This window comes from Ruegeria sp. CK2 (assembly GCF_056536585.1).
Genome location: NZ_JBQFPW010000003.1, coordinates 146100 through 159585, shown reverse-complemented (window position 1 = coordinate 159585; position 13486 = coordinate 146100). Strand labels below are relative to the sequence as shown.

Here is a 13486-nt window from a genome sequence, read left to right as displayed (position 1 = left end):
AACGAGAAAGGGGACCGGCACTTTGTGCCGGTCCCCCATGAATTTTTCTTAAACCTCTGGGTTTCGGCTTACTCTGCGGCCTCCGCCACTGGCAGGACCGAAATAAAGGTGCGGTTTTTGAGGCCTTTGTGAAACTTGACAGCGCCATCAGTGGTCGCAAAGATCGTGTGATCCTTGCCGATGCCTACGCCTTCGCCCGGCCAAAACTTGGTGCCGCGCTGACGCACGATGATGTTGCCTGCGATAGCGGCCTGGCCACCATACAGTTTCACGCCAAGGCGGCGACCAGCTGAGTCGCGACCGTTACGGGAGGAACCGCCAGCTTTTTTATGTGCCATTCTCTCTCTCCTTAGCCTTTAGCCAGTTCTTTGGCCTGTTCGATCCAGCCTTCACGCTCGATCCGGCCTTTGAACGACAGTTTCTCGTCCATAGCAGCTACGTCTTCATCCGTCCATGCCGCGATCTGGGCAAAGGTGGTGATGCCAGCCGCAAGAAGCTTCTTCTCAAGTGCAGGGCCAACGCCGGACAGTTTCTTCAGATCGTCTGCGCCAGCGTCAGCAGCGGGTGCTTCGGCTTTCTTGGCAGGCGCCTTTTTCGGTGCTGCTTTCTTGGGTGCTGCTGCTTCAACAGCTGCTGCGGAAACCGAACCGGTTGCAGCTTTGATGCCCGACTTGTCAGCGCCCGACGACAAGATATCGGTGATTTTGACCAGTGTCAGCTTCTGACGGTGGCCAACGGTGCGCTTCGAGCTGTGCTTACGACGGCGTTTGACGAACTTGATGACCTTGTCACCTTTGATCTGTTCGACAACTTCGGCTTGAACGCCGGCGCCTTCGATAAACGGCGCGCCAACAACTGGTGCGTCACCGCCCAGCATCAGTACGTCGTTGAATTGAACTGTTTCACCTGCGTCGGCAGCCAATTTTTCAACGCGGAGAATATCGCCCGCCTGAACCTTGTACTGCTTGCCGCCAGTCTTGAGGACCGCAAACATGCGTCTTTCCTTTTCATTCCCGCGTTCTGTGGTCCCCGTTTGGGTGTTTTGGCCCCAATGAACTTGAAGGCCACCTCGAACAGCGCGCCCTTTTCGGGCTGTGTGACTGACCTTTGGGGTATGCCCAATGGGTCAAATAATAACGGTACCCGGCGCGGGATACCGGCCGGGATGCGCGCTTATCCATAGATTACCTGTGAAAGTCAACACCCAACCAGTGTCAAAGATCCGATCCTCTGAGGACCTGTGCGGCGGCCTCGCCCAGACGGAAAGATATGCTGTCAAACATCTGGTCGAACCCGTCAAACAAGGCCTCATTCACGGCCTGACCCGTATCGGTACGAGAGAACGCTATATTTTCACGCATCTGCGCTTCGTCCATTGGTCGGTACGCAAGCAAAAGAAACGAGTACAGCCAGGTCGTGGCTTCTTCTGTCTTGCTGTCTGTCTCTGATAGCAACTCCGCCAGCAACTCACCTTCATCCGATAGCTCGCCATAGGCAAGACCTCGGAAAAAGTTGAAATCCGCGCTCAACGACCCTTCTACATTCTGTTCTACAAGGTTGTTGATCTGGATATACTCGTCGACCAGTTCATATCGCACCGAGTCCCGCGCGGTACTCTCATAGGCCTCGCGCGCCATTTCCTCGATGGCCTCGTCCGAAATTGCCCGTCTCGCGGAATTTTCAAGGGAGATAATCGTTTGGCCCAAGTCGCTTTCGAAAAATACGATGGCCTGATCCAATTGACTGTCCGTTAGCCCGCGTTCGAAGGCCTCTGTCACGCGTTCTTGCATCCAGACCGGATCGTAGATGTCTTCAACCTGCGCTTCAAAGAAGGCGCCGCCGGTGTTGTCCAACAGCGTTTCATCCAATTCACGACGCTGGACCATGGCTTCATCGACCAGAATGTCCATGACCTGCGACAGATGCATGGCGTCGGCCAAACGGTCGACCTTTTCGTCGGCCACCAGTGGCGGCGCCCAAATGACCAGAAAAGCTAAAAGGCAGCTTAGACGCATCATATATCCTGCGCCGGATGCAGATCAGCCATTCTGGCAGCCAGAATTTCGAACTTCATCGCCATGATCTCGTATTGAATGGCATTCAACAGCTCGTACACTTCCTGCATCAACGGCTGTTCCAGCGCCTCGACATAGGCATCGACATCCGAATCCGAGAAATCCTGATAAGTGTATGCCGCCCCCGCCAGTGCCGACAATTGCAAAGACTGGCGCATAGCGGTTTCGTTGCGCTTCATCATCTGGCGCAGCTCGTCTGCGCCGAGTTGAAGGTCGATCACGCCCGATGCGCTTGCGGCCAGCAGGAACCGCAACTGAATCTCCTGTAGCGCCCGCAACGCCGTTCCGGTGGAATCGATCGCGCGGTTCATCCGCTTCAGGCTTTCCACGCGTTGCGACCCGTCTTGGATCAGGCCGGCAACAATCTCCTGCCCTTCCAGCTGCTTGGCCTCGTCGTCATCTATCATATGCGACGCATTCTCGGCCTCTACCAACCGCTGACCCAGATCCGAGGCATAAAACTCGACAGCATGTCCCAAAGCTTCGTCGCTGAGAGTTTGTTCCAGGATCGTCACGGCGGTTTCGTGCATATCCTCTGTGTCAAACACCTCTTCCGTCAACCGTGTCCAATCCGACCCGAACCCGTCGGGATCAATGCCCAGCATTTGTGGCGCGGATCCCGACGCCAACGCAATGCTTTCGAGCGCCACGTCAAACCCGGTTGTTGTCAAAAACGCCTCAACACGGTCACGGTTGGCTGCCGCGACCTGAAGCGGGATCAGGACCAAAGCCGCAAGCGGCACAAGAAACGGAATGGCGAAACGCCGTGCAAAATATGTCATGCCTAATAGCCTAGGAGTTTTATGCCTGCAGGCAATGGAAAATCCGGGCTTTGATGATTTGTGGAACTTTGTGCTTGCACCGCTGTACGTTCCTCACTAAATCCCCCCCTCACAGACCCCCGCGGAGAGGTGCCGGAGTGGTCGAACGGGGCGGTCTCGAAAACCGTTGTGGGTGCAAGCCTACCCAGGGTTCGAATCCCTGTCTCTCCGCCACTATTCCAGTGAAAAACAGTGAAAATTAACGCGTTTCAGGGTCTAGCGGGGCTTTCGGGTTGGCGTTAGTTTAGACCAAAGGTGTCACACTATGACTCATTTGGGGTCCTCCGGCTATGTCAACTATGCTCCCTTTGGCGCCTACTATGTCACTTTTGGTCCCTTCCCAAATTCGTTCAGGCAAACAAAAAGGGACCCCGCGTCTGCAGGAATCCTTTTAGTTTTCGCGGCTTTTGTTGAGCTTAAGCGGATACCGTTGTCTCCTTCAGCCTTACTCGGGCGGGAAGCAGTCATTCGCAGCGGTGTGCGCCAAGGTCGGTTCCGGGTAAGACTAAGCACCAGCAACTTCGGCCATCGGAGTGACCGTTCGACGGGCCAAAGCGTTCTTCCTGCGGGCAGCCCGTTAGTTTTGATGCAACCATTATAGGTTCTACGTCGTCTATCTGCTAGGAGTGTAATCCGAATGCTCGGGACTGATTTCAAAAAAACAACGTCATCCAGTCAGAACAATGTCTAAGCGTTCAACCAACGCTCGTTGAACGACTGCAAATCTGGGAGTGTTCGCTATTTCGTCCAGCGTCGCAACCCAGAGTGGAACCTCAATTTTTGGGGTGACGTCGTGCGACCTGCGAAGCCTGGAATCCGTGTCGCCAAAAAACGTAGGCAAAAACGTTTTACCGACTCCTGCGGCGGCCATCTGCTGTAGCACCAAAAAACTGTCTGCCCCGTTTATCATTTCGTCAGCACTGACATTCTCCTCCAACCATTTGGCAGGAAGCGAACTGCTTAACGCCCCATCAAGCCTCATCCATTTGCGATCGGGAGAGCCGTCGTCAAAGACTCCGAACGACAGTGTTCCTGCACGCTGCCCAATCAGCCCCTCCCCGAGCTTTATCGATGGGCGCACGGCGATGTCTGCGCTCAACCGGGATAAATCATGGTGACTATTTCCGCTTAGCAAAGTCAGTTTCAGGCTGGGGTAAAGCCGTGAGATCTCAATTAGTATTGGAGGTAGAACAATCTGGCAAAGGCTGTCGGTGGATGTAATGCGAACATGGCCCACAGGAGAACGATTTGCGCCCACAATGGCCCGCTCCACCGATAGTACCGCGTCTTCAACACTTTCCATAGCCGATAAGATCGCACTGGCTTCAGGGAGAACGGAATACCCTGATGGGCCCTTCTGAAAAACCATGCAGCCATTTTGCTCTTCGAATGCAGCAACTCTACGAAGGACCGTGGCATGCGTGACACCCAACGCCGCGGCGGCTGCATTCAATGAACCGTGTTTACTGACGGCAAGCGCATAGCGAATGTTATCCCAATTCTCGTTGTTCATAAATTAACAAGTGACGACGAATAACAAACAATTACAATAAATTTCGTTCAAGCTAACATTCGGCTTGTTGAACAGGGAGACACATCATGATGAAGAAGTTCTCAATTTTCGCGGCAGGTCTTTTGTCAGTTGCCGCTATTGGCGCAGCCATCGCCCATGAAAGCGAAAACCCGGCTGTGAAAGCTCGGACCTCAATCATGCAGCTCTATGCCTTCAATCTTGGTACGCTCGGCGGCATGGCTAAGGGAGAGATCGATTACGATGCTGACGCCGCAGCACGGGCCGCGAATAACCTTGTTGTTTTGACGCAAATCGACCAATCAGCGATGTGGCCACCGGGATCCGACAATGTGTCCGATCCGTCTACTCGAGCATTGCCTGTGATCTGGGAAAGCTTCCCTGACGTGGGTGCTAAAGGACAGGCCATGGCAGATGCCGCTGTTTCGATGCAGACTGCCGCAGGGCAAGATGTTGATGCCCTGAAAGCTGCGATGGGCGATCTGGGCGGAAGCTGTTCGGCATGTCACAAAGCGTACAGAGCACCAAAGAATTGATTGGGCACTGACGGTGCGGCGCTTTCTATTCTTCGTCGTAATTGTCGTCGTGTTGGTCGGGCTGGCCGGTTTGGTGCTGACCCGACCACAAAGAATGGATCAGACCCAACTGGTTGGTTTGACCCCTGATCTTGCCAGAGGTGAGTCTGTGTTCCACGCGGCAGGATGTGCTTCCTGCCATTCAGCGCCGGGGTCGGTTGGTGAGGACAAGCTTTTACTCGCCGGAGGCCGCCGGTTCGAGACGGATTTTGGCGCGTTCATTGCCCCCAACATATCCAGTGACCCGGAGGTTGGTATCAGGTCCTGGTCTGCACTGGATCTGGCCAATGCCCTGATTCATGGAACCGGACCCGAAGGGCAGCACTATTTTCCTGCGTTTCCCTATACGTCTTACGCCAACATGTCGGCCACAGACGTTGTTTCGCTTCATGCATTCCTCGGCACGCTGCCGGCGGTCGCAACCGAAAGCCTTGCGCATGAGGTAGGTTTTCCCTTCAACGTTCGGCGCGGGCTGGGGGGATGGAAGCTCTTGTTCATGTCACCAGGCTGGGTGGTCGAAGGTGATCTGACCGACCAACAAAGACAAGGCCGGTATCTGGTGGAGGCGCTGGGTCACTGCGCTGAATGCCATACGCCGCGCAACGGCTTGGGGGGGCTGCAACGCGATCTCTGGTTGACGGGTGCGCCAAATCCCAGCGGAAAAGGACGCATCCCTGGGCTGACCTCTGCCCAACTTGATTGGTCCGAGGCTGATATTGCCGAGTATCTGAAGTCTGGCTTCACGCCAGATTATGACAGCGCAGGTGGTGAGATGGTGGAGGTTATCGAGAACACATCACGCCTTACGGATGAGGAGCGCTTGGCTATTGCTGCCTATCTCAAAGCTGTTCCCGCGTCGTCGACAGGGCTTGCCTCGCAGTAACAGCCGTTCGGCACCATACAGCGAACGCGAAATGCAGTAGCGGGTCGCAAGCAGGAAGCTTCAAGGCCTGTTTCCTTTTCACCAAACACCTGTTTTACGTTTAGAAAATCGGAGCTCACCGATCGCCCGAGTTTCTGTTCATGATTGAGTGAGGGTTGTGGCCAAATGACACAAAAAATCGCTCTTTGGTCCATTCCGATATCCATTGCGGTACTGGCCCTGAAACTGCTGGCTTGGTGGCTGACAGGCTCTGTGGCGTTGTTATCGGACGCGATGGAATCTACCGTGAATGTCGCTGCGGCGTTGCTGGCATATTTTGCGGTTCGGGTTGCCAATAAACCCCCCGATGAAAACCACCCCTTTGGTCACAAAAAAGCCGAGTATCTTTCCGCCGTCGTGGAAGGCGCACTTATTGTGCTGGCAGCGTTCTTGATCATCAGAGAAGCCGTGTTGGCACTTCCGAACCCGCATCTTGAGGATGCGCCGCTGCTTGGAATCGTCGTCAATGTCATTGCCACGGGCGTGAATGGCGCGTGGGCCTACCTGCTGCTCAAAATCGGCAGACGCGAGGGTTCGCCCGCCTTGGAAGCAAGCTCCCGGCACATTTTCACAGATGTCATGACCTCAGTTGGTGTCATCGCAGGTCTGATACTTGCACTTGTCACCGGCTGGCTGATCCTCGATCCGATCCTAGCAATTCTCGTTGCACTGAACATCTTGTGGGAGGGCTGGAAAGTTATTAGGTCGTCCGTCGATGGCCTGATGGATGTGACACTTTCGGACCATGACTTGCAGACTGTTTCCAACGCAATCGAAGCAAATCTCGGCGCTGCCTTAGAGTACCACGACCTCAAAGGGCGCAGATCCGCAAATGTCACCTTCGTGGAGTTTCATCTTGTTTTGGACGGCACAATGCCAGTCAGCGCGGCGCATGATATATGCAATGACATCGAGGAAGAATTGAATCGTTTGTATCCGGGTTCCGTCTTTGTCATTCACCTCGAACCTGATGAGGAGTTGAAGGGTGACGGGGTCAGTTCCCACTAAACTGGTCACATGGCTCAGCAAAAACTCTATTGGTTTGACTGATCTGACTAAGACGTTCGGCTTGAAATTCGTCAGACCTAAGCCCGATGTGGGCAAGCCGAACCAGAAGTAACCTGTCTCCAACGTCACGAAGCGTGACGCTCAGAATTGGAGGCGAAAATGAAAATTCAAAGAAAGCTGGGTCAACTTCTTGGTACTGCGGCGTTGGCTTCGTTGATTGCGGCGACGCCTTATGTGCCAGCATTTGATGAAGACGGTCGCCTACATTTTGAACCGTCATATGCCTTTGCAAAAAGCGGCAAGGGGAAAGATGGGGATGATCGCGACGACGACAGAGACGATGATCGCGACGACGACCGGGATGATGATCGTGACGACAATTCAGGATCAGGCAAAAGTGGTCGCGACGACGATGACGATGACGATGACGATGATGCCTCGAAACGTTCCAAAAAGGGCAGCGGAAAGAAAGATAGTTCTCAAGCTGGGGGCAAGCCGTCGGGTTCGACCGGGGTAACAAAGGTTGAAACAAACGCCAACGGCATTGAAGTGCGTTACGCTGACGGCACCAAGGAAGAGATCGAAAACGGGCGGTATGAGAGAAAAAATTCTCAGAACCGAACTGTCGAGGAGCGCCCCGCGACCGGTGCCGATGTCTCAAGGCTTCGGTCTTTGGCGAATGGTATCTCAATCGACAACGTACGCTCTTCCGGGCAAGGAGGTACTGCTGGAAGTCGACCCACGAAAATCGAACGCCAGGGCAACAATATTGAAGTAAACTATGCCAACGGTTGGAAAGAGGAGATCGAGTTTGGGCGCTACGAGTTGAAAGACCAGTACAATCGGACTGTTGTTGAGAGGAACGCTACGGCCTCAGATCGCCGGAGATTACAAGCGGTTGCAAACTAAGCAGCAACTATAGTCGATGATCCGTTGGCGGTTTCTCTTGGTGAGAGGCCGCCAACTTTGTCAAAGAGACCGCAGTTAGTCTCCCTTGTTCCAAACCTCATGAGCAATGAGTGCGGCCTCTACCCGATTTCGTGCATGAAGCTTGGACAGAATTGCCGTCATGTAATGCTTCACAGTCTTTTCCTGAAGATCCAATTCCTCGGCGATTTCTCTATTGCTTAACCCTTTAGCCACACGTCGAAGTATCTCTTCTTCGCGATGCGTAAGGTCATCGAGAATGCTGCCGTTCTTTGAGGTGCCGGTGTCAGCGTTGATTTGAAGCAGTACCCGAGAGGCCAAGCCCGGAGAAACGAACCCTTCACCTGCGGCTATGCTGCCTAGGGAAGCCGTCAACTCGCTCGCTGTCACTCCTTTCACGATATAACCAATCGCACCCGCCTCCAATGCGTCCGCGACATCGCTGCTGTTCTCTGAGACCGTTAAAATCGCAATGAAGGGCGGATTTGCCATCGCCGCAATTTTACGTGTCGCACTTATCCCGCCACCGGGCATCGAGAGGTCAAGAATGGCTATGTCCGGCTGATGCGTGCCGACCAGCGATACTGCCTCTTCAGCGTTGGACCCAGCAGCTAAAACTTCAAAACCATCAGCTTCATCCAACGTTCGCTGCAAACCATCTCTGAAAATTGGATGATCATCTGCAATAACGACAGTTGTTGTCATGATACACTCATCTTTCTTGGAAACAGTGTCATAGCAATGGTGGTGCCTTCGCCCAGCCTCGTCGCGACTTCTAACCTGCCGCCAACACTCTCGACCCGATCCCGCAAACCCAATAACCCTTGGCCTCCATCGTTGCCCAAAGCGGTTTCTTCTGACTTATCAAATCCAGGTCCGTCGTCTTTGACCTTTACAACTATGCGGTCGCTCTGCACCTCAGAGGTAACAGTGCAGTTGGAAGCTGGGGCATATCTCGCGGCGTTGGAAAGCGTTTCCTGGAGGAACCGAAACACACACAGCTTGTCAGACAATGACAACTCCGGGGCCTTGCTACCCTGGAACGAAACATCCGGCCGCAGCGGGCTTTGTTCTACGTGATCTTCTACGGCTCTCTTCACGACATCGACAAGTGCCAGCTTGTCGATGTCTGGCGCGGACAGTCCTCGCGAAATAGCACGAATTTCAGTCAGAGACTTCTGCAAAGACTGCTGGATTTCTTCTGCCTCCCTTGGCTTTTCAGAGCGTTCTGAAAACGCAGCCTCCAATCGTAGCGCGGCGAGCGACAGGTATTGCGCAGGACCATCATGTAGCTCTGCACCAAGATTCTTGAGGAACCGATCTGTTTGCGTGGCATATCTTTCTGACGCCTCGACCACACGCGCCCTCAGCAGGGCATTCTGCTCAGCCATCCTTTCACTTTCTGTCAGGCGCTGTTTAAGGAGATTCCCCTGTCGTCGAATTGTTTTGTCGCCAATTGCGACGATGGAATACAAAACAATAGTACTTGCCAGAAATGCGGAGCCGACGACCAACCAACTTGTTCGCCTGGCCTTGGCTAAGTCTAACTCCAGCTGATCAGCTCTTTCGTAGAACTCCGCAACTGCGATGATTTCGCCGGACCAGAGTTCGCGGATGGGGCTGTAAACTTCAAGTAATGGTATCCCAAGTGCCGCTTCGGCAGCGCTTTCGGCATGATCAAGCTCTTCGAAAGAGCCAGAGATTCCTCCGTTCCACGCTCGCCTTAAATCATCCGTTGGATTGAAACGGTTCCCAATGATGCCCGTGTCCGAGGCATGTGCAATCACGCCGCCTTGCTTCCAGAACTTGTACGAAACAATGCGGTCGCTCATTGGTTGGGTCATGAAAATCTCGTCCAGCGCAAGGCTTGCTTGCTCTGAAAGGCGGTCGCCATGCGCCAATTCTTGGCTGAGCGGGGATACTACGCTTTCCATATACAGCGCCGCGGAATTGGCGGAGTTCTGCACGACGGCGTTCTGAATTCGATTTGATACCCATACCCCGACGATCGCGGTAGCAGTGCCCATCACGAAAATGCTGGCCGCAAGAAAGACTCGCGACAAAGACCAATTGCCAATCGTCAGGTCAGTTACTTTCGCTCTCATCGTGAAATCGACTATGAACTACTATCTGTTACCGTACCACAGACCTTGGTCTGACGTGATTTGTTGAGGGCGATCGGGCGTCAGAGGCGCCCGAGAGCGATGGATGTCCGTATCCATGTTACAGTTTTTTTGACCAACAGCTTCAACCAAAACCATAAGACCTATTTGGGTCAAATATTCACCAACGCAACAGATATCGGAATGGCATTCCCCGCCATGATGCACGTGGTCATTTGCTTGATGTTGATCGGTCGTAGAATGTAAGCGGCTATGGTCGTGTTTGAATTCTGATGCTTTTGATGCGATCGAAACGCCATATTGGTCGTAAGTGTGTGCGATCTTAAAGTCATTGTTTGTAAAAGCAAAAGTGCCGACGATTGTCCTCGCCAAACAGACGGACGTCAGAAGCGTTACCTCAAAACAGTGATCAACTCACTTCCATAGACCGCACGAAGTGCGATCATAGCAAACATGCAAACCCGAATCCGACAAAACTAAATTTGGTAGTGCGGCGCACGTTAAAAAACGCGAATTGCCGCGGCTGAAGAAAAAGGTTGCCCAAATTGGAGGCAAATCAAGCGACCGGGGGCAACTACGCTTGGCCCAAGTTTTTTAGAAATGGACAGTCGGGCCGATGGTCGCCGGCGCATTCATTGATCAGATGAGACAGTGTCGCATGCATCGCCTTTAGGTCGGCAATCTTGGCATCAATCTCTTTCAAGTTCTGTTTGGCAATATCCTTTACATCTGCGCTTGCGCGTTCTTTGTCTTCGTACATCGCCAGTAGCGAGCGGCAATCCTCAATGGTGAAGCCCAAAGAACGAGCCCGCCCGATGAAAGCCAGTTTGTGCAGTTCCTTCTCGTCAAAATGGCGATATCCGTTCGGGCTACGTCTGGGTTTGATGAATCCGATATCCTCGTAATAGCGGATGGTCTTGGCCGGCAGACCCGAACGTTCTGCTACATCTCCGATATTCACAGTGGTTCTCCCATTCTATTCGGCAGGCGCTGATCGCAGCGCCTGCTCGGTGCTCTGCGAGATCTGATCTCGCCCAACTTTGATCGGCTTTACCCAGCGCAACCGCCGCGCGTTGGTCAGAACAAATACACTGGACAGAGCCATGGCACCTGCAGCTAAAACCGGCGACAGTAGTGGACCGCCAAACGGGTATAGCGCCCCCGCCGCAACCGGTATAAGCAGCGTGTTGTAGCTGAACGCCCAAAACAGGTTTTGGCGGATGTTACGCATAGTTCGCCGACTAATACCGAAAGCGTTGACCACACCTGTAAGGTCGCCTGAGATCAGAACGACGTCGGCCGCCTCAATGGCGATGTCAGTGCCTGTACCAATTGCAATTCCAACGTCAGCAGCCGCAAGAGCGGGCGCATCATTGATGCCATCGCCTACAAAGGCCAGTTTCCCACCATTTGAACGCAGATCCTGCAACGCGGACACTTTACCTTCAGGCAGAACTTCGGCCACAACATGGTCGATACCCAACTGCGCCGCGATGGATTTGGCAGTAGCGGTATTGTCGCCGGTAATCATCGCTACTTTCAGCCCCAGTCCGTGCAAAGCTTCAATGGCGTCTGGCGTGGTGGTCTTGATTGGGTCCGCCACGGCGATGACGGCTGCAATAAATCCGTCTACGGAGGCATAAAGTGGAGTCTTTCCGTTGATTGCGAGTTCAGCGCCCCGATCAGTCAACGCGCCCATTTCAACCCCTTCGCGACTCATCAGGCGGTCGGCCCCGATCAGGATTGTATGACCTTCGACTGAGGCGCTTACCCCGTAACCGGTGATCGACGTGAAGTCTTCTGGCTTCGGAAGCTCCAGACCACGGGTTTCAGCCGCGCGCACGATGGCCGTGGCGATCGGATGTTCGGATGTGAACTCAACGGCAGCAACAAGGCGCAGAACCTCCTCCTCGGTCATTCCTTCGGCCACAATCAGGTCGGTCAGCTCCGGACGCCCTTCGGTCAAAGTCCCCGTCTTGTCCACCGCAACAACGGTGGTTTCCTGCAGCATCTGTAAGGCGTCGCCCTTGCGGAATAGGACACCCATCTCGGCCGCGCGTCCGGTGCCAACCATGATTGAGGTTGGTGTGGCCAACCCCATGGCGCAGGGGCAAGCAATAATCAGTACCGCAACCCCGGCCACCATCGCCAGGCTGAGCGCGGGATCGGGTCCGAACAACATCCAAACCAGCACAGTCACAACGGCCACTGCGATCACTGCAGGCACGAACCACAGCGTGATGCGGTCGACCAGACCTTGAATCGGAAGCTTCGCACCCTGAGCTTCTTCGACCATCTGAATGATCTGGGCCAACATAGTGTCTGCGCCGATCTTTTCGGCACGGTACGTCAATGCACCAGTGCCGTTTACGGTCCCTCCGACCACAGTTGCGCCTTCGCTCTTTTCAACAGGAACCGGCTCGCCTGTGATCATGCTTTCATCGACATATGACGCGCCGGTCATTACGGCACCATCCACCGCGATTTTTTCGCCCGGTCGAACGTGCACAATATCCCCTACAACGATCTGCTCGATCGGTAGCTCGACAACCGATCCGTCGCGCTCAACTCGCGCTGTTTTTGCCTGCAGACCGACCAGTTTTCGGATCGCTTCACCAGTTCGGCCCTTGGCGCGCGCCTCGAGGAACCGCCCAAGCAATATGAGAACCACGATCACCGCTGCGGCCTCGTAGTAGACGTTTGCGGTTCCGGCCGGAAGAATACCCGGTGCAAAGGTCGAGATAAGCGAGAAGCCATAGGCCGCCGAAGTGCCCAGAGCCACCAGAGAATTCATGTCCGGCGCGCCTTTGAACAAGGAAGGGAAGCCCTTGGTATAGAACTGCAATCCTGGGCCAAAAAGAACGATCGTGGTCAGAAGGAATTGCAGGTAATAGCTGTTCTGGATGCCGATCGTGCTCGCTATCAGGTGGTGCATGCCCGGTATAACATGCGAGCCCATTTCGAGAATGAATACCGGGAAAGCGAGCAAGGCGGCAAAGCTTGTTCGCCGGGCCAATTGGCGAATCTCTTCGGCTTTGCGGTTTTGTGGTTCGCTTTGCGTCGTGGATCGCAGGGTCGCCGGATAGCCAGCAGATGCGGCAAGCGCCGCGATGGCTTCGGGTGTTGTGACTCCCTCAGCAAAACGCACAGTAGCACTCTCGGTGGCCAAATTGACCGACGCGGACAATACGCCATCATCAGCTTGCAAGGCGCGTTCAACGCGCCCTACACATGATGCGCAGGTCATGTTCTGCACATCCAGAGTGACCTCTTCGGTCCGTACCGGGTATCCGGCGCTGCTTAGCGCATCTGCAATCGCCGCCTTATCAGTTGGATCGCCGAAATCGACCTGAACGCTTTCGCTGGCAAGATTAACCGAAGCGGCATCTACCCCTGGAACAGCTTTCAGCGCGCGCTCGACCCGTCCTACGCAGGAAGCGCAGTTCATACCCTGAACCTGAAACCGCACAAGTGAATTTTTAGTCATGTTATCACCACAAGTAT

The 13486-nt window shown here is 54.2% G+C and carries 13 protein-coding genes and 1 tRNA gene; 5 read left to right on the top strand and 9 right to left on the bottom strand.

Annotation, left to right across the window (positions count from 1 at the left end; genetic code table 11):
- Positions 1-68: 68 nt before the first annotated feature.
- From rpmA to ACR0BU_RS06285, 4 genes are all read right to left on the bottom strand, one after another.
- Positions 69-338 (bottom strand): 50S ribosomal protein L27, encoded by a 270-nt coding sequence (gene rpmA, locus ACR0BU_RS06300; RefSeq protein ID WP_037306861.1) that lies wholly within the window; start codon positions 336-338, stop codon positions 69-71.
- 11 nt (positions 339-349) lie between these two features.
- Positions 350-994 carry a 50S ribosomal protein L21 gene (locus ACR0BU_RS06295; protein ID WP_480735544.1) on the bottom strand — a complete coding sequence of 215 codons (645 nt, stop codon included), beginning with the start codon at positions 992-994 and terminating at the stop codon, positions 350-352.
- 220 nt (positions 995-1214) lie between these two features.
- On the bottom strand, positions 1215-2018 hold the full coding sequence (locus tag ACR0BU_RS06290) for a DUF2059 domain-containing protein (RefSeq protein WP_480755739.1): 804 nt from the start codon (positions 2016-2018) through the stop codon (positions 1215-1217).
- Entirely contained in the window at positions 2015-2857 is an 843-nt protein-coding gene (locus ACR0BU_RS06285) for a DUF2059 domain-containing protein (protein WP_480735541.1), read from the bottom strand. Before ACR0BU_RS06285 ends, ACR0BU_RS06290 begins: the two co-directional genes overlap by 4 nt.
- A 123-nt stretch (positions 2858-2980) precedes the next feature.
- Between ACR0BU_RS06285 and ACR0BU_RS06280 the strand changes: the two genes are divergently transcribed.
- Positions 2981-3070, top strand: a tRNA-Ser gene (locus tag ACR0BU_RS06280).
- A gap of 493 nt (positions 3071-3563) precedes the next feature.
- Here ACR0BU_RS06280 and ACR0BU_RS06275 read toward each other — a convergent pair.
- The gene (locus ACR0BU_RS06275; RefSeq protein WP_480735539.1) at positions 3564-4409 is read right to left on the bottom strand and encodes a LysR family transcriptional regulator; all 846 of its coding nucleotides are present in this window, start codon (positions 4407-4409) and stop codon (positions 3564-3566) included.
- Between the two features lie 86 nt (positions 4410-4495).
- On the opposite strand from ACR0BU_RS06275, the gene ACR0BU_RS06270 reads away from it, so the two are divergent.
- The 4 genes from ACR0BU_RS06270 (at position 4496) to ACR0BU_RS06255 (ending at position 7841) form a co-directional block, all read left to right on the top strand.
- Positions 4496-4963, top strand: coding sequence for a c-type cytochrome (locus ACR0BU_RS06270; protein ID WP_298935509.1), 468 nt, complete (start codon positions 4496-4498; stop codon positions 4961-4963).
- Between the two features lie 13 nt (positions 4964-4976).
- A complete protein-coding gene (locus ACR0BU_RS06265; RefSeq protein ID WP_298935511.1) occupies positions 4977-5885 on the top strand; it encodes a cytochrome c in 909 nt (302 codons plus the stop codon).
- A 165-nt stretch (positions 5886-6050) separates the two neighbouring features.
- Positions 6051-6932 carry a cation diffusion facilitator family transporter gene (locus ACR0BU_RS06260; RefSeq protein WP_298935513.1) on the top strand — a complete coding sequence of 294 codons (882 nt, stop codon included), beginning with the start codon at positions 6051-6053 and terminating at the stop codon, positions 6930-6932.
- Between the two features lie 159 nt (positions 6933-7091).
- The gene (locus ACR0BU_RS06255; RefSeq protein ID WP_298935515.1) at positions 7092-7841 is read left to right on the top strand and encodes a hypothetical protein; all 750 of its coding nucleotides are present in this window, start codon (positions 7092-7094) and stop codon (positions 7839-7841) included.
- Positions 7842-7916: 75 nt separating this feature from the next.
- On the opposite strand, the gene ACR0BU_RS06250 is transcribed toward ACR0BU_RS06255, so the two are convergent.
- From ACR0BU_RS06250 to ACR0BU_RS06235, 4 genes are all read right to left on the bottom strand, one after another.
- Entirely contained in the window at positions 7917-8564 is a 648-nt protein-coding gene (locus ACR0BU_RS06250; protein ID WP_480735537.1) for a response regulator, read from the bottom strand.
- Entirely contained in the window at positions 8561-9964 is a 1404-nt protein-coding gene (locus ACR0BU_RS06245) for a sensor histidine kinase (RefSeq protein WP_298935519.1), read from the bottom strand. The genes ACR0BU_RS06250 and ACR0BU_RS06245 overlap by 4 nt, the downstream gene beginning before the upstream one ends.
- A gap of 592 nt (positions 9965-10556) precedes the next feature.
- Positions 10557-10943 (bottom strand): Cu(I)-responsive transcriptional regulator, encoded by a 387-nt coding sequence (cueR, locus tag ACR0BU_RS06240; protein ID WP_480735536.1) that lies wholly within the window; start codon positions 10941-10943, stop codon positions 10557-10559.
- A 15-nt stretch (positions 10944-10958) separates the two neighbouring features.
- Positions 10959-13469, bottom strand: coding sequence for a heavy metal translocating P-type ATPase (locus ACR0BU_RS06235; RefSeq protein WP_480735534.1), 2511 nt, complete (start codon positions 13467-13469; stop codon positions 10959-10961).
- Between the last annotated feature and the right edge of the window lie 17 nt (positions 13470-13486).